The following is a 23,513-nucleotide window of genomic DNA, read 5'->3' as shown; positions in this document are numbered from 1 at the left end:
CGCGAGTTCAGGGGGTGAGTGCAACAGATCTGAAGGGGATGTGTTGTGTCGGTCGCGGAGAAGCGTGGGGTTGCCCTTGCCGGGTTGGCTGAGGGGCTCAGTGCGCGAGAAGTCGCACGGGGGTTGGGTATCTCGCCTGGGATGGTGTGGAGGTGGGCCAAACTCGAGGGTGTGAAGTTGCAGCATGGGCGGCTCGGGGGTGTGCCCGAGCTGCGGCCGCGGGCGGCGCGGGAGCCGCGTCGGGTGCCCGAGGGGGACTGGGTCGATTGCAATGGCAGGCTGACTCAGGCGGGTCGGATGGTGATCGCGATCCGGCTGAGCGAGGGACGTGGTGACACGTGGATCGCTGCCGAGTTGGGGGTGGCCCGTTCGACGGTGTGGCGGGAGCGTCAACGCGGATCCGTTGAGGGTAAGTACCGGTGGCGTCCCGCGCAGACACGTGCCGACCAGGCCCGGAAACGGCCGAAGCCTGGGAAACTGGCCCCTGGTAGCGCGGTGCGTGCTGAGGTGGTCGAGCGGTTGAAGCGGCGTGATTCTCCCGAGCAGATCTCGGGCCGGTTGAAACTCGAATTCCCTGACCGGGAGGACATGTGGGTGAGTCACGAGACGATCTACCAGGCGCTCTACATCCAGACCGCCGGGTCACTGCGTCACGAATTGACGGTTGACAAGGCGTTACGTCAGGGCCGCAGCAAACGTCGACCGAGATCGAAGCTGCCTGCTAAACCCCGGGGCTGGATCGGGGAGGACGCGGTCCTGGCGAAACGTCCCGAGGAGGCTGACGACAAGCGGGTGCCAGGCCACTGGGAAGGTGACCTGATCATCGGGTCGGATCTACGCTCCGCGCTGGTCACCCTCGATGAGCGTCACACGAAGTACACGATGATGCGGCGGGTCTGTGTCCATGACACCTTCACCGTCACCGACATCCTCACGATCATGGCCCGAGAGTTACCCGCTTCGCTGTGGCGCTCGTTGACCTGGGACCAGGGCGTAGAGATGGCCGCCCATCACCGATTCACCGACGAGACCTCCTGCAAGGTGTACTTCTGTGATCCCCACTCCCCGTGGCAGCGTCCCACCAACGAAAACAGCAACGGACTCAAGCGTCAGTACTTCCCCAAGGGCACCGACTTCACCCGTGTCACCGACGCAGAAGTCGCCGCGGCCGAGTACGAACTCAACACCCGCCCCCGGAAGGGCTTGGATTACGAGACCCCTGCTGAGAAACTGGCCAAACTAGTTGGTGTTGCACCCACCGATTGAATCCGCCCCGGGAAATGCGGCTTGATCAGGCGGCGACCCCATCCAATTGCTCACGGATGGTCAGCGCGGCGACCCGCCCCGCCCGGGTGGCGCCGATCGTCGAGGCCGAAGGCCGTAACCCACGAAGTGGATCCGGCCGTCGACGGCCGACGTGGTGAAGGTGTGCGGATCCCGTGGCGCGAGCAGTTCGATGCCGCCCTCCGGGGAGCGCAGCCGCAGCGGCGCCAGGTGGCCGATGCTGGGCCGGAAGCCCGTGGCCCACAGCAGGACGTCGGCCGGCTGGAACGATCCGTCGGCGAAACGCACGCCGTCGGGCTCGATGCGGGTGAACATGGGCCGACGGGCGGCGTAGACGCCCATGGCGGCCGCCTTCTGCTCCTGAGGACGCAGCATCAGGCCCGTCACGCTGACCACGGACCTGGGAGGCAGACCCCGCTGGACGCGCTCCTCGACGAGCGCGACGGCCTCGCGCCCGGCGTCGGGATTGAACTCGGTGCTGCGCCACACGGGCGGCCGGCGGGTGACCCAGGTGAGGTCCGCCCGGCCCGCGAGCTCGCCGAGGAACTGCACGGCCGAGGCGCCGCCGCCGACGACGACCACCTTCTTGCCCGCCAGCGCGGCCGGCCCGGGGTAGTGGGCGGTGTGGAACTGCTCGCCGCGGAAGGTGTCGGCTCCGGGGTAGTACGGGATGAACGGCGTGTCCCAGGTGCCGGTGGCGTTGACCAGGGACCCGGCACGCCAGGTGCCGCGGGTGGTGTGGACCAGCAGGTCGCGGGTGCCGGGGTCCGACTCCACGCGGCTGACGCGCACCGGGCGCTCGACCGGAAGGTTGAAGCGCCGCTCGTAGTCAGCGAAGTATTCGGGCACCTCGACGTTGGCCCGGGCCGCGCTGTCCCAGGCCGGCACGCCGGTGCCCGGGAGGTCCGCAACGCCGTGCACGTCGTGCATGGTGAGCGAGTCCCAGCGGTGCTGCCAGGCGCCACCCGGTGCCGGGTTGGCGTCGAGCACGACGAAGTCGATGCCGAGGCGTTGCAGGTGGTGGGCCGCGGACAGCCCTGCCTGTCCGGCTCCGATCACGACGGTGTCGACGTTCATGTCAGGTACAACAATACTTGAACATTCAATATTCCGCGTCGGGGTGCGGGTCAAGGCCGAGTGAAGTTGTGCAGGAAGTCCGCTGCACAACTTCACTCTGCCTGAGCCTGGGCGTGGGCCGAATCTAGATCCAACGTCATCAGAGACCCCGAATCTAGATTCGGCGCGCGCAAGGTCAGCGGCCGGGCGCCTCGATCACCTCGAGGATCGCCGGGCGCAGCTCTGCCGGGGTGATCACGCGGTCCACAGAGCCCACCTCGACGGCGCGGTGGATGGAGTGCACGCCGTCGAACTCGCCCGCGATCTCGGAGATCTTCTCGGCCCGCACCGCGGCCCGGGCGTCGGCGAGTTCCAGCTGCAGCGGGGCCCGGTCCTGCGGCGCCGCCTCCTGCAGCCGCTTCTCCAACCCCCTGACCCGGGCGTCGGCCGCCGTGCGCTTCGCGACGTCGCCCGCGAAGACGACCGCCGCTGCCGGGGCGCCGCCCAGCACCGAGGCGTAGGAGCCCTCGATGGCCAGCACGGTCATGTTCTCGTTGAGCTGCTTGGAGAACACCACGAACGCGCCGCCGTGGTAGCGCGAGATCACCACGAACACGATGGGGCCGTCGAAGTTGACGATGGCCCGGCCGATCTCTGCGCCGTACTCGAGTTGCAGGTTGCGCATCGACTCCGGCGAGCCGTCGAAGCCGGACAGGTTCGCCAGCACCACCAGCGGACGGTTGCCCGACGCGGCGTTGATGGCGCGGGCCGCCTTCTTGGACGAACGCGGGAACAGCGTGCCGGCGGTGAAGGTGTCCGGGCCGTCGGTGGGCGGGAAGCCCGCGCGCGGGACCGGCTTGGACTCGATGCCCAGCACGCTCACCGAATGGCCGCCGATCCGGGCGTCGATGACGACGGCGGTCTCCGCGTCGGCCATGCCCGCCCAGCGCTCCACGCGCGGGTGGTCCTGGTCGCACACCGCGGCGATGACCGCGCGGATGTCGAACGGCTTCTTCCGGTCCGGGTTGTGCTCGCGGGAGAAGATCTGGCCCACCGTCGCGAAGTCTGAGCCGTCGCAGTGGTGCGGGAAGTCCGAGATGTCGCGGTTGCCCGGGTCAGTGGTCTCAGCCCGACGCGGCCCCGTCTCGCCCGGGGCCACGTAGGTGTGGTCGTAGTGCGACATCAGGATGCCCATGGCGGCGCCCAGGTTCGGCGCCCAGTACTGGGCCTGGCCGTTGGGGCCCATCACACGGTCGTAGCCGCCGATGCCGAAGTTGTCCTCGGCGGAGACGCCGCCGGAGAAGTCCAGCGACTGCTTGCCGGTGAGCACCATCGCCGAATCCGGCGTCATGACGAGGATGCCCTTGGTGTGCATCAGCATGGTGGCCTCAGCGTTCCAGTACGGCTGGGCGCCCACGTTGATCCCGGCGACCACGACGTTGATCTCGCCGCCCGCCTGCGTGAACTCCACGATCCGGCGCAGCGCGGCGGCCACCCAGTCCATGTTCTCGGTGCCGGATTCCATGGAGATCCGGGCGCCGGAGGACAGCGTGAACCACTCGACGGGGACGCGCATCTCCTCGGCCAGGTTGATGGCGGCGATGATGCGTGCGCACTCGGGCTCGGCCACGGCGCCCAGGCCCTTCGTCGGGTCACCGGACAGCACGATGCGGGTCATGCCCTCCGGGTGCAGCGCGGTGAGGGTCGTGACGCGGGCGCAGATGATGCCGGCCTTGTTGCGGCCGGGCTCGCGGTCCACCTCCACCAGCCGACCGTCCGCGTCCAGATCCAGCTCGACGAGGGACCCGCCCTCGCCGGCGAGGCTGGCCGACAGTTCGTACGGGTACACCAGGCCACGACGACGGGCGCGGAGCACCTTGCCCGCGTAGTCGTCGAGCGGCTTGAGCGGCTCGGACGGCGGTGCCGTCACCGACGTGGTGACGCCGGAGCCCGGCTTGGCGTGGAACCGGACGGCCAGGGGCCGCAACTCCTGGGTGCCCGCACTGTCGCGGGTGAGGAAGCGGGCGTGGCAGAGCACCTCTTCGATGCCGGCGCCGTCGGACAGGGGGGTGATGCGGTCCTGCAGGGGCTTGATGTCGTTGACGGTGAGGTCGACGGGCGGCCACACGTAGACCCACACGTGGTTCATGTCGAGCTTCGACCCGGCCGAGCCCCGCGCGGAGCGGGTGCGGCGGATCGCCTCGAGGCAGTTGGAGACCGCCCGCTCGGCGTGGGGGAGGCCGATGAGCTGGCCGGCGTCGTCTCGGACCACGCCCAGTTGGCGCACCTGGGCGATGGCCACCAGGCGGCGGTCGTCCGGGTTGGACTTGGCCACCGCTTCGTAGAGCAGCACGTCCTCCGGCGCGGGGAGCCGCGTCGTGTCGAACTCGCGGAGACGCCACAGGTCGAGGCGGCGACCGGTCATCGGGTGGAGTGCGCGGACGTTGGTGTTCTCGCGGAGGGTCCGCACGCCGTCGATGTCGTCGAAGGTGAACGCCCGGTACTCGACGGTGCCGTCGGCCAGGCAGACTCCCACCGCCACGCGCCGGGTGGCCGGGTCCCAGGCCCAGGTGTTGAGGAGCTCGGCCAGCTCGACGCCGATGCCTTCCTCGTCGGGCGTCTCCGGCCAGGCGACGTAGAACTCGGCCACAGCGTCGTATCCCTCGGGGCGGGCCGCGAACTGCTCGTTGACCAGGCGCTCCAGGGCGCCGTCGGTCAGTTCGTCACGGGTGCCGACGGTGGTGACGAAGCGGCGGGGTCGGCCTTCGAGCACGTAGTCGGCGATGACGACGGCGCGGCCGTCGACGGTGAAGCGGTGGATGTTGCTGAGATCGTAGTCCGCGTAGTACTTGTGCAGCAGCACCTCGAGCATGGGCTCGTGGGCGGGCACGCCCTGCGCGAGCCTGCTGGCGAGGTAGTTCGCCGTCCATTCGTGCACGCCGGCGAGCTTGGCGACGCGCTCCTCGTAGTCGACGGCCTGCGGGTTGGCGACTAGGGCCTCCAGCTCGGCGCCGAAGCCGGCCAGGATGGAGGCGCGCTCCGCGTCCACCTGCGGCTGGTCGAACCAGCGGAACCTGACCGAGCGGGCGATGTCGCCGATGACGGGGAAGCGCAGCTGGGTGGCGCGCAGGAGGCGCTCGAGGTCGGCGCGGGCCGAGGCCGCCCGGTCGGCGTCGGGGGCCGGCTCGTCGATCCAGCGGTCGAGGATGCCCAACACGATGGGGACGTCGGCGGCCTGACGCTTCTGCGCCAGGAAGACGCGGAACACGGCCTGCTCCAGTGCGGGGAGGCGGTCCAGGGAGTCGACGCCGTAGTGGCTGAGCACGCGGCCGAGGCGATTGATGAACTGGCCGGGGAGGCCGGCGCGCTCCGCGTCGAGGGTGGTGAGGTAGCGGTGGAAGTGTTCGCGGTCCGAGTGGACGCGCAGTTCCGTGTTGTCCTGTTCGCCGACGGGGCGGTTGCGCGACAGCTCGGCGAGGTCGGCGAACAGCGCGATGAGTTCGATCTCGCCGGGGAGGGTGTCGATGCCCTGCGCGCGGGCCTCGTCGCGGGCGGCCAGGTAGGCCTTGAGCGTCTTGGCGGCCGGGTCGACGTCGTAGCCCATGAGGACGGCCGAGAGTTCGGCGCGCAGCTGCGCCAGCCGCGTGGCCGCGTCGACTTCCTGCGCCTCGGGGAGGTCGACGGCGTTGGTCTCGTCGACGGCCACGCCGCCGTTGCCGTTGCCGAGGGGCTCCAGGCGCACCAGCGGCGCCATCGACTCCACCTGCGAGCCGGTCATCACGTGCAGCTCCTTCACCCGGGCCGCGAACGGGGCGGGGATGACGGTCTCCATCTTCATGGACTCGAGCACGACGACAGGGGCGCCGGCCTCCACTTCGCTGCCGACGGACACGGGGGTGGCGACCACCAGGGCCGGGGCGGGGGAGCGGAGCACGCCGCCCTCGTCGCGGGAGACGCGGTGGGTGACGCCGTCGACCTCGATCAGGTGCACGGGGCCGTGCGTGGCCGTCACCAGGCGGAAGCGCTCTCCGTTGACGGTGATGCGGCCGTGTACCTCGTCGAGCTTCTCGACGGCGACATCCGCGGTGTTGCCGTCCACGGTCACGCGGTAGCGGCCGGGGCCGGTGGCGTAGGCGGTCACGGAGTGGACGACGCCGCGCAGCTTCAGGTCGACGGTGAGGCCGGACTTGTGTTGCGTCTGGGGGCGGCCGCCGTGGGCGGTGGTGAGCAGTCGCTCGGTCTCGACGTGGACGTTGTCGTCGTAGCCCTCGATGGCCGCGGCCACCAGCGCGATGCCGGCGTGCTCGTCGGCGACGAGGCCACCCTCGGCGCGCACCCGGTCGATCCAGCCGGTGTCCGCCCACGCGACGGCGGCGGCGCGCCGGCCGGAGGCCTCGGCGCCCGTGACCTCGGGCTGGGCGAGGAGTTCCAGGATGAAGCTCTTGTTGGTGGCGCCACCCTCGATGACGACGGTGGTCTCTGCCATGGCGCGGCGCAGGCGACCCAGCGCTTCGGTGCGGGTGCGGCCGTAGGCGATGATCTTGGCGATCATGGAGTCGAAGTCGGCGGGGATGGAGTCGCCCTCGGCGACGCCGGTGTCGACGCGGATGCCGGGCCCGGCGGGGAGGTCCAGGCGGGTGATGAGGCCGGGCGAGGGCGCGAAGTCGCGGTCAGGGTCCTCGGCGTTGAGGCGGGCCTCCACGGCGTGGCCGAACTCGACGGGCTTGCCTTCGAGCTTGTCGCCGGCGGCGATGCGGATCTGGGCCTTGACCAGGTCGAAGTCGTTGGTCTCCTCGGTGATGGGGTGCTCCACCTGGAGGCGGGTGTTCACCTCGAGGAACGCGAACTGACGCTCGCCCGGGTGGTAGAGGAATTCGACGGTGCCGGCGCCCTTGTACCCCACCGCGAGCGCGAGGCGTTCGGCGGAGGCCTTGATCTCGTCGTTCTGCTCGGGCGTCAGCAGCGGCGAGGCGGACTCCTCGATGACCTTCTGGTTGCGGCGCTGCACCGTGCAGTCGCGCACGCCGACGGCCCAGGCGGTGTCGCCGTCGGAGATGAGCTGCACCTCGACGTGGCGGGCGCCGGTGACGAGCTTCTCGAGGAAGACGACGCCGGAGCCGAAGGCGCGCTGCGCCTCGTCGCGGGTGCGCTGGTAGGCGTCGGCGAGGTCTTCGGCGGAGTCGACGCGACGGATGCCGCGGCCGCCACCGCCGGCGGTCGCCTTGAGCATGAGGGGATAGCCGACGGCGTCTGCGGCGGCCAGCGCGTCGTCGAGGGTGTCGACCCCGCCGCGCGACCACGGCGCCACGGGGACGCCGACCTCTTCGGCGATCAACTTCGAGCCGATCTTGTCGCCGAGTTTGCGCATGGCGTCGCCCGAGGGGCCGATGAACGTGATGCCGAGGGACTCGACGAGGTCCGCGAAGGCGGGGTCCTCGGCGACGAAGCCCCAGCCCACCCACACCGCGTCGGCGCGGGCCTCGGTCAGCACGTGGCCGAGCAGGTCGTGGTTCAGGTAGGGGCGCTCCGACGCCGGTCCGAGCGGGTAGGCCTCGTCGGCCTCGCGGGCGAACATCGCCGAGCGCTCCGCGTCGGTGTAGAGCGCGACGGTGACGATGGGCTCCCGGTCCGGATGTTCCGCATTGAGATCGCGCACGGCGTGGATGAGCCGCATGGCGGCCTCTCCACGGTTGACGATGGCGATGCGTCGAAACATTCGAACCTCCTGGCACGACAACAGCCCCCTGTTGGGGGTTGGCGACAATCTGTCAGGTTAACGGCTCGTTTGGAAAACGACACGGCCATGTTGTCAGGGGATTTTCGGGCGCTCCACGCGGAAACCAAATCTCGACGCCCAACTTTGTTCGAACCCGACAGCAGAGGCCGATGGGCATGGGGTATGGGGCCACCTCGTGCGGAGGCGTTCGAAGATCCCGCCGCACTTCACCTGGCTCACTCGGCCCGTCATGTCACTACCCGTTAGATGTCCTTCAGGCGGCCCCACCCCCCTCGATTCGAGGAGGGTGACCCCGTCGTGGGGACATCTGGCGGGTCTCTTTCGACCCGCAGTTATCCACAGCGCTGGGATCCGCGGTGAACGGGGCGCCGTTCTGGCCATAGATGGAGGTGTGAACCCCGAGATTGTTCTGGTGCTCAGCGAGGAGCTCGTCATTTCGCCGCGCGGGTACCCCACGCTGGCCCTGTCCATCGAGCACTTCGCCCGCAGAGGGCGGCTCCGCCACGTGTTGGGTGGCTACTACTCGTCCGTCGAAGCGGCTGGATCCTTCGAGGTGCGCGTCGCCGCCGCCCGCGCCGTGTACCCCAACGGCGTCTTCCTCCGGGAGACGGCCGCCCGACTCACGGCATGGCGGAACATCAACGTAGGGAGGGTGCAGGTGGCCACCGATCGGCGTCGCCAGTTCACCGGCTTCGGCTTCGAGCGGCGCTCCGTCCCTGCCGAACTCACGGTGTGGGACGGTCAGCACTTCATTGCGGACCCCGCTCTCACGGTGCTCGACCTCACGGACTCGTCCGGCCCGGCCGTGATCAGCGATGCCCTGCGTCGTGAGGTCGTCACGGTGGAAAGCCTGGAGCGGGCGCTGGAGCTGACCAAGGGCAGGCCTGGGAACCGGCGCCGCGCCCAACTGGTGCGTGAAGCACGACACGAACCATGGTCGGAGTTGGAGCGCGAGGCTCATGTGCTGCTCCGGAAAGCGCATGTTCCGGAATGGGTGGCCAACCACCCGGTCATGGTCAGGGACAAGCTCTACTTCATTGATCTCGCCGTGCCCGGCGTGAAGCTCGCAGCTGAGGTGGACGGCTGGCAGTTCCATCGCAGCTTCGATTCCTTCGTTTCCGACAGGAGGAAGTGGAACGACCTGGCGTTGGACGGCTGGACGCTGCTCCACTTCACGGCGAACTCGATGGACGAACTGGTACCGCAGATGCAGGAGGCGCTCGCCATGATCCGGACCCGCTAGGTGTCCTCCACCTGGGGTGACCCCCCTCGTTTTGGGCAGGGTGCCCCCACCTGGGGGACAACCATCGGGTCTGGAACCGGGAGCGGACGCCCGCAGGTGCTGGCACGACGCGTGGCGGTGCCCATCCCGCGACTCGGCCCGGTGGCGTGCGAAACCAGTTGCCGGGAGGCCGTTGGACGTAGGCTCGCCCCATGGGCAGGTGCTTCGTCGGGGTGTCCGGTTGGCGATACAAGGGCTGGCGCGGCGACTTCTACCCCGTGGGCCTGCGGCAACGGGACGAACTCCGCTATGTCGCCGAGCGGATGAACTCGGCGGAGATCAACGGTTCGTTCTACTCGCTGCAACGGCCCAGCTCGTACGCCGCCTGGGCGGCGGAGACGCCACCCGGATTCACGTTCGCAGTCAAGGGCGGCCGCTACCTCACCCACATGCTGCAACTCCGCGGCGTGGAGACCGCGCTGGCCAACTTCTTCGCCTCGGGCGTGCTGGCGCTGGGCCAGCGGCTCGGCCCCGTGCTGTGGCAGTTGCCGCCCCGGATGTCGTTCGACCGCGAGAAGATCGGGCACTTCCTGTCAATGCTGCCGCGCACCCACGGGGAGATCGCCGAACTGTCCGCCGGGCATGACGACAAGCTCGCGCCAGATCGGGTGCTCTTGGAGGTGTCGCCGGACGTCGATCCGGCATCGCCTGTCCGCCACGCAGTGGAGCCACGACACGACAGCTTCAACTCCCCGGAGGCGCACGCGCTGATGGCCGAGCACCGGGTGGCCATGGTGATCGCCGACAGCGCCGGCGTGTGGCCCACCATGCGCGACGCCACCAGCGACTTCCGCTATGTCCGGCTCCACGGGGAGGAGGAGCTGTACGCCAGCGCGTACACGGACGAGTCGCTGGACCGCTGGGCCCAGCAGTGCCGCGAATGGATGGGCGCGGGGCTGGACGCGCACGTCTACTTCGACAACGACGCCCGCGGACACGCTCCCCACGACGCCGTGCGACTGCTGAGCAGGCTCACACCTGAACAGCCGAGGGACTTTGTCCAAAGTTTCGCCAATAAAGACCCACTCGTGCCCTAGGGTTCCCACATCATGGCCGCGCGGTCATCCGCATCCCCAGATGAATCCAGGTGGTGGGCACAGTGAGCCTCGTCAACAACAACCCCGATCTACAGCCGTCGAAAGCTGAGCTGGTCATCTCCAAAGGATGGGTCCAGGGCATAGCCCTGGTCTTCGTCTTCGGCTTCTTCGTGATGGGCTTCCTCGCCTACCGCACCTACACCGACGGCATGCCCCTCCCGCAACAGGTGGTGAGCGAGTCGGGGGAGGTGGTGTTCACCGAAGAGGAGATCACCTCCGGTCAACAGATCTTCCTCCGACGGGGGCTCCAGCAGTACGGCTCCATCATGGGCCACGGCGCGTACCTCGGCCCCGACTACACGGCCGAGTACCTGCGTCTGGCCACCGAGCACGTCACCGAACAACTGCGTGACGGCGGCGTGCAGGATCCTTCGGCGGCCACCGTCGAGCACATGCGGGAGAACCGCTACGACGAGAGCACCGGCGTGCTGGTCTTCACTCCCGAGCAGATCAGCGCCTTCGAGATGCTCAAGCAGCACTACGCTGACTTCTTCGGCACCGATTCCACCAAGTACGGCTTGATCCCCTCGGCGATCACGGATCCGGACCAGATCCACGACCTGACCGCGTTCTTCGGCTGGACGGCCTGGGCCAGTTCCGCGGACCGCCCGGGGCACGACTACTCCTACTCGAACAACTGGCCGCCGGAGCCCCGCGTCGACAACCGCCCGACGGCGGACATCCTCGTCTGGTCGGCCATGTCGCTGATCGCACTGCTCGCGGGTCTCGGCGCACTGTTCGCCCTGTACGGCAGGTGGAGCAAGAAGATCGGCTGGCAGTCGAGCGAGACACCCACCTTGTCGTTCCTGCAGCCCGGCAAGGTGGGCATCACGAAGGCCCAGAAGGCCACCGGTTGGTTCTTCTTCGTCGTGTCACTGCTCTTCCTGGCGCAGGCGACACTCGGCGCCGCCGTCGAGCACTACCGCGCGGAGATCGACAGCTTCTTCGGTATCGACCTGGCCCGCATCCTCCCGTTCAACCTCGCCCGCACCTGGCACCTGCAGTTGTCGCTGCTGTGGACGGCCGCCGCCTTCCTGGCCGCCGCCATCTTCCTGGCACCGATCATCTCCGGCCGCGAACCGAAGCGTCAGCACTGGCTGGCCTACGGCCTCCTCGGCGCGCTCACCGTGGTGGTGCTCGGCATGCTGGGTGGCACGGCGATCAGCACGTTCGGCCCCGAATGGGCAGAGGGCTCGATCTTCTTCGACCAGCAGTGGGAGTACCTGGACCTGCCGAGGTTCTGGCAGATCCTCCTGGTGATCGGCCTCTTCATCTGGATCATCATCATCTACCGCGCCATCCGCTCGCGGCTGCGCTCCGAGTCGAAGTTCAACATGCCGTGGCTGTTCTTCTACTCGGGCCTGGCCATCCCGGCCTTCTACGCCGTCGGGCTCCTCGCCACCAACGGCACGCACCTCACCGTCGCCGAATTCTGGCGCTTCTGGGTGGTGCACCTGTGGGTGGAGGACTTCCTCGAGTTGTTCACCACCGTGATGGTCGCCTACATCTTCGTGATGCTGGGTGTGGTGCGGCGCAAGATCGCCATCCAGATCATCTTCCTCGACGTCATCCTGTACTCGGTGGGTGGCGTGATCGGCACCATGCACCACCTGTACTTCTCGGGCACCCCCGTCGAGCACATGGCGCTGGGCGCGTTCTTCTCCGCCCTCGAGGTCATTCCCCTGACGTTCCTGACGGTGGAGGCGTGGGCCTTCCTGCAGTTGGGTTCGAAGCAGGAGTCGCGCAGCAGCGCGCCCTTCCCGCACCGGTGGGCCGTCATGTTCCTGGTGGCCGTGGGCTTCTGGAACTTCGTGGGCGCCGGCGTGTTCGGCTTCCTGATCAACCTGCCGATCGTGTCGTACTACCAGATCGGTACCGCGCTCACGGCCAACCATGCGCACGGCTCGATGATGGGCGTCTACGGCATGCTCGCCGTCGGCATGGCGCTCTTCGCGCTGCGCTACATCATCAAGCCGGAGAAGTGGTCGGACCGGATGGCGAAGATCTCGTTCTGGTGCCTCAATATCGGCCTGGCCTGGATGGTGTTCGCGACGCTGCTGCCGCTGGGCGTGTTGCAGCTGTGGTACTCGGTCAACGAGGGCTACTACGAGGCCCGCACGCTGGGCTACATCGCCGAGCCCGGCAACGTCATCCTCGAATGGCTGCGCATGCCCGGTGACGTGGTGTTCCTCGTCGGCGGCATCCTGCCGTTCGTGTGGCTCGCCTGGTGCGGTATCCGCCACGCGATCCCCGCCACGGTCACCGTCATGGAGCCCGAGACGCTCTTCGTCATCGAGCACGACGAGGCCAAGGAGGACCGCACCGGTCTGCCGGTTCAGGCGGGCGTCGTCGCCGACGAGCTGCCGCCCAGCCGCAGTCGCTACGCCTCGGACAGGCGGGTTCCTCCCGAGAATGAGGACCTTTCATGATCGACATCGAGATCGCCGCCTGGCTGGGCGCGGGCTACGGCCTGGTGCTCCTGCTGGTCGCCTACGGCATCGACTCGTTCGCCAGGCGGGCGCAGAGCCGCACGCAGGACGACCGCAACGGCGGTTTCGTCTACCACAAGAGTCACGACGCGTGGCTCTGCCCGGAGGACCAGTGGCTGTACCCGCGGTCCTTCGACCCGGACAACCGCGTGATGCGCTACCGGGGCAGCCCGCTGGTCTGTAACTCGTGCCCCGTCAAGGACAGTTGCACCGAATCCGACGACGGGCGCGAGATGCGCCGGTCGGTGGACCCGTGGCCCTCGTCGGAATCCGCGCGTTTCCACCGCGGCATCGCCTGCTCCGTGACGGTGCTGGCTGTCGTGTGGCCGGCCGTGACGGCGCTGGTGGTGGAGAACTGGACCAGCCAGGTGCTGGCCCTCGTCGCCGCGGTGTTGATCGCCGCGGGGTCGGTGCCGCTCTGGCTCTTCCTGCGCCACACCCCGGCAGACCCCCTGGGCGCGGTCGTCAGGACCGCGGACCAGACCCAGCGGGACCGCGAGGCTGCGGCCGCAGCCCTGGCCCGCCAACGCAGCAGCTACGCATCAGACAGGAGAGCTGACCATGCCAACTGAGGTCGTTCTGGCAATTCTCGCGTTCCTCCTTGTGGTCGCGTTCCTCATCTCTTCCTTCCGGATCGTCCGGGAGTACGAACGGGTGGTGGCCTTCCGCATCGGGCGGTTGCGCGGCGCTCTCGGCCCCGGCCTGGTGTTCCGCCTGCCGTTCCTCGACAAGCTGATCCGCGTGGACCTGCGGACGGTCACCCTGACCATTCCTCCGCAGGAGGTCATCACCAGGGACAACGTCACGGCCCGCGTCAACGCCGTGGTGATGTTCCGGGTGACAGATCCGGTGCTGTCGGTGATGTCCGTGGAGAACCACGCCGTCGCCACCTCCCAGTTCGCGCAGACGACGCTGCGCTCGGTCGTCGGCCGGGCGGAACTCGACACGCTGCTCGCCCACCGGGCAGACCTCAACGAGGACCTGGCCCACTCGATCGCCACGCAGACGAAGGAGTGGGGCGTCGAGGCGTCGGTGGTGGAGATCAAGGACGTGGAGATCCCGGAGATGATGCAGCGGGCGATGGCCCGGGAGGCCGAGGCCGAGCGCGAGCGTCGCGCCAAGGTGATCAGCGCCCGGGGCGAACTCCAGGCGTCGGTGGAACTGCGCGACGCCGCCCTCACGCTCAGCGAGGCGCCCGCCTCGCTCCAGCTCCGTTACCTGCAGACCCTGCTGGAACTCGGCGCGGACCAGAACTCCACCGTCGTCTTCCCGCTGCCGATGGACATCGTCGGCCCGCTCGTACAGGCCGTGAAGAAATTCAACGGAGACGACGACGCCACCCCGCCGGCCCGCAAGCCGGGCCTGGCCGTCGTCGACCGCCCCTTGGAAGGATGATCCCGATGACAGATCTCGATCCCGTCGTGACCGGGCGGCCCGTCCGCCTGGTGCCCACCGCGCCCGGCTTCTGGATGCTCACGCTCGGCGTGTGCATCGCCGCCCTGGCCCCGCTGCTCGGCTTCCTGCTCGGCGTCATGCGCCAGCGCCCGCAGGAGGAAGTGCTTTTCAGCCCGCTCTACATCGGCCTGTTCGTCGGCGTACTCGTGGGCGGAGCAGGGGTGGTCCTGGCCGTCCTGGGCGGCATCCGCCTGTGGCGCCACCTGCGTCACACTCGGAACCTCGAGGACGAAGCCGCAGAAGCGGTAGCGTGAGCGCCGTGAGCATCCTCGACGACGCGGCCCAGGCGACATCGTCGCCCCCCGCAACCCGGTTCCGTTCGAACGCCGCGCCGGACCGGTTCATGCGCCGTCTCCTCGGCGTGACCGAAGCCGACACCGCCTCGGGCGCCGGAGCGCACGCGGCGTTCCGCGTGTCCGTGATGTTCTCCGGGGTGCGCTGCCTGATCACCTACCTGCTGATCCCGGTGCTCGTGCCGGTGCTCAGCCTGGCGGGCTGGGTGGCGGCCCCCATCGGCATCGCCCTGTGCGTCTACGCGGTGGTCAACGGAATCGTGAGCATGAAGAGGTTCTGGCGCTCCGACCATCGCCAGCGCTGGATGTACACCGGCTTCATGGCGGTGGTGTTCGTGGTGCTGGGCGTGGCACTTGTATCTGATCTCAGCCGATTGGGAGGCATGTCGTGAGCACCGAGAACCGGGAACAGTTCGACGTCGAGAAGTACCAGGCCGAACACAAGCAGCCCAGCGAGGCGGAGAGCGCCATCCTGACCGTCCTGTTGTTCGTCTCCATGGTGGTCTTCGCCGTGGGGTGCACGATGTTCGGCTGGTTCCAGTAGGTCGCCGCAGGCGGGTGCTCCACGTTCACCTGCTCACGGCCAGATGTCGATCTCGCATCCCTTGTCGACGAGCGGCTTCAGCTGCGCCAGGTTGGAGATGGACGGATTCCCGGCCAACCAGAGCTGCTGCAGCGACGTGAGGCCCTTCAGGGGGGCCACGTCCCCCAGGTAGTTCTCCCTCAGGTACAGCATCTCCAGCTTGGTCAACCCGGCGAGGGGGCTGATGTCGTCGATGAAGTTGTCGCTGAGGTTAAGCCACGTGAGTTTGGTCAGCCCGCGCAGTGGCGTCAGGTCGTCCACCGAGTTCGTCTCGAGGTTGAGCTGGGTGAGGTTCGTCAGCCCGCGCAGCGGCGAGAGGTCCTGGATGTCGTAGTTATGGCCCAGCCCGAGCGTCCACAGGTTTCGCATCCCCGCCAGGGGGGAGAGGTCTGTGACGAGGTTGTCGCCGACGTCCAACGTCCAGAGGTTACGCCCGGCGAGGGGCCGGAGATCCTCGATGAGGTTGTCATAGGCCTTCAGGTGTTCGAGGTTGCGCACACCGGCGAGCGGGGTCAGGTCGTCGACGAGGTTGTGGGTGATGTCCAGTTGGCTGAGCGTCGGGTGGTTGGCAAGAGGGCTCAGGTCGGTGATCTCGTTGTCCAGCAGCTGGAGCCCAGTCAGCCCGGCCAGCCTCTTGATACCCTCCAGGGTCTTCACCCCCTTGGCGTCGCAGATCACCATCGACGTTGAGCTGATGGCCCACTGCGCCTTGACGCAGGAGCGAAGAGCGGGGTCCTTGATGAAGTCGAACGTGGGCGCAGCGGGCTTCGGGGCGCTGAAGCGGACCATGTTGTTCAGCAGCCACTGCGTGCGCCACTCGTAGCCGACGGCGGTCTTGGCGATGACGCTCGCCTCGATGTAGGAGCGGCACCCGCCCTGACCGGTCGCGGCGGTGTCGCACTCGGTGCGCCACTTTCGGCCGTCCGTAGAGGTCCACGTCGCGGTGCCGCCGACCTTCCCGTTGGCGGCGATCGGGTTGCCCGCCCACAGCGAACGCGGGGAGGCCTTGTAGGTGAGGTTGTTGAACGCCCAGCCGTTGACCGGAACGAAGCGGCCGGTCTCGAACTTCACCACCGTCGCCTGGATCTCGGTCCGGCAACGCTCGGTGGAGGAGTAGGGCTCGCAGGCCGTGCGCCAGACCCGGCCGTTCACTGTGTGCGTCCCGGCCGTGATGTAGACGTCGACAGTCGCCTGCGCCGGTGTTGAGCCCATCGTCAGGCCTGCAGCTGCAAGAACGATGCTGGCTGTGAGTGCGCCGAGCCTACGTAACCCAGTGGTGGTGCTCATGGTCCCCCCTGTGCAGGGTCCGACCGTCGAAGCCCGCGTTGCGAGGTATTAGATCACGCCATGACCAGCGGTGGGAGCGCGGGGCGGCGAAGTGAACGACCGGCTGGGTAACGAGGGGGAAAATCTCGCCTTGGGATAATGCGCCGATGTCGCTCCAGGAGCGAGATCGAGACGATTTCCCAAGGTGGGATTTCATCACCTGTTCAGCGCAGCGTCAGCGAGCGTGCCCGCTGCGCGACCCGCCCGTCGCCGAGTTCGCCCTGCCGGACGGGCCTGCCGCGGTAGGCCTCGATGAGGGCCGCCACCACCCGGGGGTCGGAGTCGATCTGGCTCACGCCCACCTGGAGGTGGGTCTTGTCGGTGGGGATCAGCAAGCGGGCGCCCTTGATCTCCGGCGCGCCGGTGAGCTGGGCCCACGGCACGCGGGTCTCCTTCCCCATGCTCGCGACGGTGGTCACATGGCTGGGTGAGAGCACCAGACCGGGCGGGTTCCGGTACGCGAACCAGCCGTCGGCGATGCCCCACCCGACGATCAGCGCCAGCATGACGGCGAAGCTCATACCGCCGTCGTCCGTGAGGTAGCCGGTCAGGCGCAGGGTGATGTCGACGAGCACCACGATGCCGGCGAGGCCGGTCAGCAGCAGCGGAATGAGCCGCGACGACGGCGCCGGGCCGATCCGCGTCACGCCGTCGCCCAGCGAGAGGCGCAGGGTGCCCGAGCGACCGCGCCGGTTGAGGTACTGGGAGATGAGGATCGCCGAGAGCGCCAGGGTGATGGCCAGCGACGAGGTGACCAGCCACGGCATCTCGTAGACGATGGCCAGCACCAGCGCCACGACCGCGAAGATCGGGAACAGGACGGTGCCCACCAACGCGGAACCGGGGAAGAGCGGCTCCTTCGGCGCATCGACTTCAATGACGGTGCGGGTCTCGTCCATGAGGGCCTCCGGGGTTGTGACTCCCTGCATCCTAGGGCCGCGCAGCGCGGGGGCAGACATAGGACCGGCCCGCAGCGCGCTGGGGGACGCGCCGGGACCGGCCTGATCAGGAAGCGATGCGGGCTCAGTCGTCGTCGTGGTCGTCGTCGTGGTCGTCGTCGTCCCAGTCGTGGTCGTCGTCCCGGTCGTCGTCCCAGTCATCGTCGTGGTCGTCGTCCCGGTCATCGTCGTCCCAGTCATCGTCGCCGTTGTAGACCGGGGTGGAGGTGGTCTTCTTGACGGTGGTGGCCCTCGTCTGCGCGGGGGCGCCGACCGACGTCTTGGCCGGGGCGGGGGCCATGCCCGGAGCCGGGGTGGGCGAACTGTCGACGGTGGACGACAGGCCCTGCTCGTCGTCGCAGGTGTAATCGTTGTCGAGGTCGTCGCACTGGTCTGTGCCGGTGATCACGATGGTCTCGGTGGCGGTTGGGGCGGGCGTGGGCTGTGGCGTGCTGGGGTCCGCGTCTGGGCTGGCGCTCACCGTCGGGGCCACCACGATGATGGGCTCCATGTCGGGAGTGGGCGAGACTGCCGGCGAGGTGACGGCCGGCGCGGGTGTGGGGGATGCGGCGGAGGCCAGCAGCCCCCCGCCGACTGCGGCTACACCGAACGCGGCCGCCGCGAGCCAGGTGGTGGAGGTTTTGAGAGCCATCTGAATACTCCTTCGAAGTGGTTGTTGAGACCATCACACCGGTCGCAGATGAGGGGAACCACGCGGGAATCGTGAGAGGTTTCTCATGCGTGACGGGCTTCGTCACGAGGGCACGCCGGTCGCCACCGCGTGAGCGCCCGGTCCGGGCTCAGGGCAGGATAGGGACATGATCTCCCAGCAACCCGACCTCGTCGCCAAGGTGACGCTGCGGGCGCGCTTGATCACCACGATGGTGCTGCTCGCGGGGCTGGCGCTGCTGACGTCCGGCGCCATCGTCGCCGTGCTGCAGCACCGTGCCATCCACAGCGGTGTCGACGACCAGCTGATGCGCACGCGCGACGAACTCCGCGTGCTCGCAACGGAGGGCATCGACCCCGCCACCGGCCAGTCCTTCGCCGGGCCGTCGGAGCTGCTGCACACCTTCCTGGCCCGAACCGTGATCGGCCAGGCCGAGGGGGAGTTGGCCGTCGTGGACGGCCAGGTGCGCTGGGTGGCTTCGACGGACGTGCCGCTGCGCCCCGAGAACGACGAGGAACTCGTCGGCCACCTGATGCCCATGGCTGCGGGCAGCCAGATCCTCATCGACACCGTCCGCACCGCCGACAGGCACTACCGCGTGCTCGTGGCGCCCGTCCAGTACCCCGCGTCGACGGGTGCGCTGGTGCACGTCTACGACCTGGACCTCGTGGAGGCGGAACTGCGCCGCACGATGACGCTGTACGCCGTGGTCGCCGTCGGCACCGTGCTGCTGTTGGTGCTCGTCGCCTGGATCTCCGTGGGCAGGCTGCTGCGGCCCATCGAGGAACTGCGCAAGGCCGCGGAATCGATCGACGAGCGCGACCTCACGTCGCGGGTGCCGGTGCGCGGCCGCGACGACCTCACCGCCCTGTCCAGCACCATCAACCGGATGCTCGACCGCGTCCAGCGCTCCGTCGAGGGCCAGCGCCAGCTGCTCGACGACGTGGGCCACGAACTCCGCACGCCCATCACCGTGGTGCGCGGCCACATGGAACTCGTCGACCCCGACGACCCCGTCGACGTGCGGGAGACGCGGGACCTCGTCATCGACGAGGCCGACCGGATGGGCGTGCTCGTCAACGACATGCTGATGCTGGCGAAGGCCACGGAGTCAGACTTCGTGCAGCCCCGCTGGTTCGACGTGGCGACACTGACGGACCAGGTGCTGGAGAAGGCACGGGCGCTGGGCGACCGCGCGTGGCGGCTCGAGCGCATCGCCTCGGCCGAGGCGTTCCTCGACCCGGGCCGCATGACGCAGGCCTGGCTGCAACTGGCCGCTAACGCCGTCAAATACTCCGACGAGGGCTCGGCCATCACGCTGGGTTCGGCGCTCGAGCGCGGGGAGGTGCTGCTGTGGGTCCGCGACGAGGGCATCGGCATCGAGCCCGATCAGCTGGGCGTGGTCCGGCAGCGCTTCGGTCGCAGCCGCGTAGGGGCGGCCCACGCACAGGGCGCGGGGCTGGGGCTCAGTATCGTCGAGTCGATCATGGCCGCTCACGGTGGCCGCCTGGACATCGAATCGACGGTGGGTGTCGGCTCCCGGTTCACCCTCGTGCTGCCGCTCGGTCCGGTGGAACCCGCCGAACTCGAACCGACCCTCAAGATGGAGAACTTATGAGCACGATCCTGATCATCGAGGACGAGACCCGCATCGCCGGATTCATCGCCAAGGGGCTGAAGGCGGCGGGCTTCACCTCCCACACCACCGCGTCGGGGTCCGAGGGCGCCACGCTGGCGGTGCACGGCAATTTCGACCTGGTGATCCTCGACGTCGGCCTGCCGGACATCGACGGCTTCGAGGTGCTCGAACAGATCCGCGGGCAGGGGGTCGCCGTGCCGGTGATCATGCTCACGGCCCGGTCCTCCGTCGCTGACCGCGTGGCCGGGCTCGAGGGCGGCGCGGACGACTACATGCCCAAGCCCTTCTCGTTCGAGGAACTGTTGGCGCGGATCCGGCTGCGGTTGCGCACCGAGTCGCCCCAGCCGGCCGGGCAGAGCGTGACGCAGTTGTCGCACAACGGCCTGGTGCTGGATTTCCGGACGCGCAAGGCCCAGGTGGACGGCGAGTGGGTGGACCTGTCCGCCCGCGAATTCACGTTGGCGGAGACGTTCCTGCGCAACCCTGGGCAGGTGCTGAGCCGCGAGCAGCTGCTGAGCAATGTGTGGGGCTTCGACTTCGACCCGGGCAGCAACGTCGTCGACGTCTACGTCCGATACCTGCGGGGCAAGCTGGGCAAGGACCGCTTCGAGACGGTCCGCGGGATGGGCTACCGGCTGGCGTGACGGCTAGTCGTCGTCATCGTCATCCACGTCGTCGTCGTCATCGTCGTCATAGGTGGACGGGGCCGGTGCCGGCCTGACCGGGGGCGCGGGCTTGACGGGCTGCGGAGCCACGGTCGTCCGGGTGGGCGCGGGAGTCGTCGTCGCGGGCGTCGACGCGGTGGTGGGCGTCGGGCTGAGCTCCGGTGTCGCGGTGGCCGCGTCGACGGTGGGGCTGGGCGTCGGCGAAGGGCTGGGAGTCGTCGTCGTGCTGGCCGGGGACGGCACGGCGGTGACCACGATGGCCGGCTCCGCCGGCGGTTGCGCGAGGGGCGCGGCGAGCGCGACCAGCAGCCAGCCCACGAGCAGCCCGGCCACGACGGCAGCGGCCACCAGCCCGGCCGTCACCCCGCGTTTCCTGTCCATGCGCTTGCCTCCTGCCTCTAGTGAAGGGTGCCAGGATGAAGGGGAGCGGAACGGCAGATGAGAAGACTCTCATCTGCCGTTGTGGCTGCGGGCCTCAGCGGCTGCGGCTCAGAGCCCTTCGCGCTTCGGGATGGTGAGCACCAGGGGCTTGTTGACCTCGGCGAAGAAGTCGTTGCCCTTGTCGTCGACCACGATGAACGCCGGGAAGTCCTGCACGTCGATCTTCCAGATCGCCTCCATGCCGAGCTCCTCGTATTCGACGACCTCGACGTGCTTGATGCAGTCCTGCGCCAGCCGGGCGGCGGGGCCGCCGATCGAGCCCAGGTAGAAGCCGCCGTGCGTACCGCATGCATCGGTGACGGCCTGCGAGCGGTTGCCCTTTGCGAGCATCACCATCGAGCCGCCGGCTGCCTGGAACTGGTCGACGTAGGAGTCCATCCGGCCGGCGGTGGTAGGCCCGAACGAGCCCGACGCCATGCCGGTGGGGGTCTTCGCCGGACCGGCGTAGTAGACGGGGTGGTCCTTCAGGTACTGCGGCATCTCCTCGCCCACGTCGAGGCGTTCCTTGATCTTGGCGTGGGCGATGTCGCGCGCGACGATCAGCGGGCCGGTCAGCGACAGGCGCGTCTTCACGGGGTGCTTGGACAGCTCGGCCAGCACGTCTGTCATGGGCCGGTTCAGGTCGATGCGTACGACGGCGCCCTTCCCCGTGCCGGTCACGCCGTCGGTCTCCGCGTCGAGGTCCTCGTCCACGGGGTCCGGCATGAAGCGGGCGGGCTCGGTCTCGAGCTGCTCGATGAACACGCCCTCAGGCGTGATCTTGCCGAGGCACTGCCGGTCCGCGGAGCACGACACCGCGATCGCCACCGGGAGCGACGCGCCGTGGCGCGGCAGGCGGATGACCCGCACGTCGTGGCAGAAGTACTTGCCGCCGAACTGGGCGCCGATGCCCATCTTGCGGGTGAGTTCCAGCACCTCCTGCTCGAGTTCCACGTCGCGGAAGCCGTGCGCCTCGATGGAGCCCGTCGTCGGGAGGGTGTCGAGGTACTTGGCGGAGGCGTACTTGGCGGTCTTCATCGCGAACTCGGCCGACGTGCCGCCGACGACGATCGCCAGGTGGTACGGCGGGCAGGCCGCGGTGCCGAGCGAGCGCAGCTTCTCCTCGAGGAACGTCATCATCGAGTCGGGGTTCAGGATGGCCTTGGTCTCCTGGTAGAGGTAGCTCTTGTTCGCGGAGCCGCCGCCTTTGGCCATGAAGAGGAACTTGTAGCCGTTCTCGTGCCCGGGCGCGGTGTCGGCGTAGAGCTCGATCTGCGCCGGCAGGTTGCTTCCGGTGTTGCGCTCCTCCCACATGGTGATGGGCGCGTTCTGGGAATAGCGCAGGTTCAGCTTGGTGTAGGCGTTGTAGACGCCCAGCGACAGCGGCCGCTCGTCGGTGCCCTCGGTCAGCACCTGCTGGCCACGCTTGCCCATGATGATCGCGGTGCCGGTGTCCTGGCACATCGGCAGGATGCCGCCGGCGGCGATGTTGGCGTTCTTGAGCAGGTCGAGCGCCACGAACTTGTCGTTGGCGGAGGCCTCCGGGTCGTCCATGATGGTGCGCAGCTGCTGCAGGTGGGCCGGCCGCAGGTAGTGCGCGATGTCGTGCATCGCCGTCTCTGCGAGCAGCGTCAGTGCTTCCGGAGCGACCTTCAGGAACTGGCGTCCCTCCGGCCCCTCGACCACCTCGACACCCTCATGGGTGAGGAGACGGTAGGGGGTGTCGTCGCCCCCGGTGGGCAGCATGTCTGCGTAGCGAAACTCCGGCATCGGACCTCCTTGTAAAGCAATCGATTCAGTCTCCCACGCACGATTTCGTGGGTTAGCGTGGGGGCATGTTGTCACTGAGCGGGAAGCGTGCCCTCGTCACCGGCGCCAGCAAGGGCATCGGGTTCGCGACGGCGAAGTTGTTGCGCCACATGGGTGCCGAGGTGACCATCGCCGCGCGCACCGAAGAGGACCTGCGGGTGGCTGCTGACCAGATCGGCGCCCGCTGGGTGGTGGCGGACGTCTCCACGATCGACGGTGTGCGCGCCGCAGTCGAGGCCGCCGGGGAGGTCGACATCCTGGTGTCGAACGCCGGCGGACCCCCGCCCGGCCTGCCGTCGGAGGTCACCGACGAGGGGTGGCACGCGGGTTTCGAGACCACCTTCATGTCGACGGCGCGGCTCGTCGACGCGGTGCTGCCGGGCATGCGCGCCCACGGCTGGGGCAGGGTCATCGCGATCACGTCGCTGACGGTGGGTCGCCCATCGCTGACGCTGCCGGTGAGCAACGCCATGCGGGCGGCGGTCACCAACCATCTGCGCACACTGGCGCTCGAGGTGGGCGCCGACGGGGTGACCTGCAACACGGTGGCGCCCGGGTACACGGCCACGGACCGGCTCAAGCGGCTGCACACTGATCCCGAGGCGGCGGACGAGATCCGGCACAAGATCCCGGCGCGTCGCTTCGGTGAGCCGGAGGAGGTCGCGGCGGCGGTGGCGTTCCTCGCCTCCGAGGAGGCGGCCTACATCACCGGCCAGGAGATCCTGGTCGACGGTGGCTACTCCATCTGACGGGGGGCGGATCGGCGAGTC

18 protein-coding genes and 1 pseudogene are annotated in these 23,513 nt (G+C 68.6%); 12 read left to right on the top strand and 7 right to left on the bottom strand.

Features of this window, described 5'->3' with window-relative positions:
- Positions 1 to 297: 297 nt before the first annotated feature.
- Positions 298 to 1,266: an IS30 family transposase gene (locus ACZK4S_RS14705; protein ID WP_386086559.1), complete on the top strand. Its 969-nt coding sequence runs from the start codon at positions 298 to 300 to the stop codon at positions 1,264 to 1,266.
- A 60-nt stretch (positions 1,267 to 1,326) separates the two neighbouring features.
- On the opposite strand, the gene ACZK4S_RS14700 is transcribed toward ACZK4S_RS14705, so the two are convergent.
- A complete protein-coding gene (locus ACZK4S_RS14700) occupies positions 1,327 to 2,361 on the bottom strand; it encodes an FAD-dependent oxidoreductase (protein WP_463644789.1) in 1,035 nt (344 codons plus the stop codon).
- Positions 2,362 to 2,536: 175 nt separating this feature from the next.
- Positions 2,537 to 8,056 (bottom strand): ATP-binding protein, encoded by a 5,520-nt coding sequence (locus ACZK4S_RS14695; protein ID WP_463644788.1) that lies wholly within the window; start codon positions 8,054 to 8,056, stop codon positions 2,537 to 2,539.
- 412 nt (positions 8,057 to 8,468) lie between these two features.
- On the opposite strand from ACZK4S_RS14695, the gene ACZK4S_RS14690 reads away from it, so the two are divergent.
- The 8 genes and pseudogenes from ACZK4S_RS14690 to ACZK4S_RS14655 all read left to right on the top strand — a co-directional run bounded on the left by ACZK4S_RS14690 (position 8,469) and on the right by ACZK4S_RS14655 (position 15,237).
- Entirely contained in the window at positions 8,469 to 9,320 is an 852-nt protein-coding gene (locus tag ACZK4S_RS14690; RefSeq protein ID WP_463644787.1) for a hypothetical protein, read from the top strand.
- 191 nt (positions 9,321 to 9,511) lie between these two features.
- Positions 9,512 to 10,396, top strand: a complete 885-nt coding sequence (locus ACZK4S_RS14685; protein WP_463644786.1) for a DUF72 domain-containing protein — start codon at positions 9,512 to 9,514, stop codon at positions 10,394 to 10,396.
- A gap of 173 nt (positions 10,397 to 10,569) precedes the next feature.
- A pseudogene (locus ACZK4S_RS14680) lies at positions 10,570 to 12,753 on the top strand (nitric-oxide reductase large subunit); the annotation flags it as partial.
- Positions 12,754 to 12,881: 128 nt separating this feature from the next.
- Positions 12,882 to 13,517 carry a hypothetical protein gene (locus ACZK4S_RS14675; protein ID WP_459396649.1) on the top strand — a complete coding sequence of 212 codons (636 nt, stop codon included), beginning with the start codon at positions 12,882 to 12,884 and terminating at the stop codon, positions 13,515 to 13,517.
- The gene (locus ACZK4S_RS14670) at positions 13,507 to 14,340 is read left to right on the top strand and encodes an SPFH domain-containing protein (protein WP_463644785.1); all 834 of its coding nucleotides are present in this window, start codon (positions 13,507 to 13,509) and stop codon (positions 14,338 to 14,340) included. Before ACZK4S_RS14675 ends, ACZK4S_RS14670 begins: the two co-directional genes overlap by 11 nt.
- 5 nt (positions 14,341 to 14,345) lie before the next feature.
- Complete coding sequence (locus ACZK4S_RS14665; RefSeq protein WP_463644784.1) at positions 14,346 to 14,654, top strand: hypothetical protein; 309 nt, start codon at positions 14,346 to 14,348, stop codon at positions 14,652 to 14,654.
- 5 nt (positions 14,655 to 14,659) lie between these two features.
- Complete coding sequence (locus ACZK4S_RS14660; protein ID WP_209455162.1) at positions 14,660 to 15,085, top strand: HIG1 domain-containing protein; 426 nt, start codon at positions 14,660 to 14,662, stop codon at positions 15,083 to 15,085.
- Complete coding sequence (locus ACZK4S_RS14655; protein ID WP_158069071.1) at positions 15,082 to 15,237, top strand: hypothetical protein; 156 nt, start codon at positions 15,082 to 15,084, stop codon at positions 15,235 to 15,237. The genes ACZK4S_RS14660 and ACZK4S_RS14655 overlap by 4 nt, the downstream gene beginning before the upstream one ends.
- Positions 15,238 to 15,270: 33 nt before the next feature.
- On the opposite strand, the gene ACZK4S_RS14650 is transcribed toward ACZK4S_RS14655, so the two are convergent.
- The 3 genes from ACZK4S_RS14650 to ACZK4S_RS14640 form a co-directional block, all read right to left on the bottom strand.
- Positions 15,271 to 16,563: a leucine-rich repeat domain-containing protein gene (locus tag ACZK4S_RS14650; RefSeq protein ID WP_463644783.1), complete on the bottom strand. Its 1,293-nt coding sequence runs from the start codon at positions 16,561 to 16,563 to the stop codon at positions 15,271 to 15,273.
- A 203-nt stretch (positions 16,564 to 16,766) separates the two neighbouring features.
- On the bottom strand, positions 16,767 to 17,501 hold the full coding sequence (locus ACZK4S_RS14645) for a hypothetical protein (RefSeq protein WP_463644782.1): 735 nt from the start codon (positions 17,499 to 17,501) through the stop codon (positions 16,767 to 16,769).
- A gap of 124 nt (positions 17,502 to 17,625) precedes the next feature.
- Complete coding sequence (locus tag ACZK4S_RS14640; RefSeq protein ID WP_463644781.1) at positions 17,626 to 18,192, bottom strand: hypothetical protein; 567 nt, start codon at positions 18,190 to 18,192, stop codon at positions 17,626 to 17,628.
- A gap of 166 nt (positions 18,193 to 18,358) precedes the next feature.
- Here ACZK4S_RS14640 and ACZK4S_RS14635 point away from each other — a divergent pair, with 166 nt between their 5' ends.
- Positions 18,359 to 19,828: a sensor histidine kinase gene (locus ACZK4S_RS14635; protein ID WP_463644780.1), complete on the top strand. Its 1,470-nt coding sequence runs from the start codon at positions 18,359 to 18,361 to the stop codon at positions 19,826 to 19,828.
- A complete protein-coding gene (locus tag ACZK4S_RS14630) occupies positions 19,825 to 20,493 on the top strand; it encodes a response regulator transcription factor (RefSeq protein WP_182763006.1) in 669 nt (222 codons plus the stop codon). The genes ACZK4S_RS14635 and ACZK4S_RS14630 overlap by 4 nt, the downstream gene beginning before the upstream one ends.
- A 3-nt stretch (positions 20,494 to 20,496) precedes the next feature.
- Here ACZK4S_RS14630 and ACZK4S_RS14625 read toward each other — a convergent pair whose 3' ends face one another.
- The gene (locus ACZK4S_RS14625; protein WP_463644779.1) at positions 20,497 to 20,895 is read right to left on the bottom strand and encodes a hypothetical protein; all 399 of its coding nucleotides are present in this window, start codon (positions 20,893 to 20,895) and stop codon (positions 20,497 to 20,499) included.
- Between the two features lie 108 nt (positions 20,896 to 21,003).
- A complete protein-coding gene (locus tag ACZK4S_RS14620; RefSeq protein ID WP_463644778.1) occupies positions 21,004 to 22,704 on the bottom strand; it encodes a fumarate hydratase in 1,701 nt (566 codons plus the stop codon).
- 65 nt (positions 22,705 to 22,769) lie between these two features.
- Between ACZK4S_RS14620 and ACZK4S_RS14615 the strand changes: the two genes are divergently transcribed.
- Complete coding sequence (locus tag ACZK4S_RS14615) at positions 22,770 to 23,492, top strand: SDR family oxidoreductase (protein ID WP_463644777.1); 723 nt, start codon at positions 22,770 to 22,772, stop codon at positions 23,490 to 23,492.
- Positions 23,493 to 23,513 lie beyond the last annotated feature (21 nt).

Source organism: Tessaracoccus zhenghani, from assembly GCF_055326325.1.
This window is presented reverse-complemented; position numbering and strand designations above follow the sequence as displayed.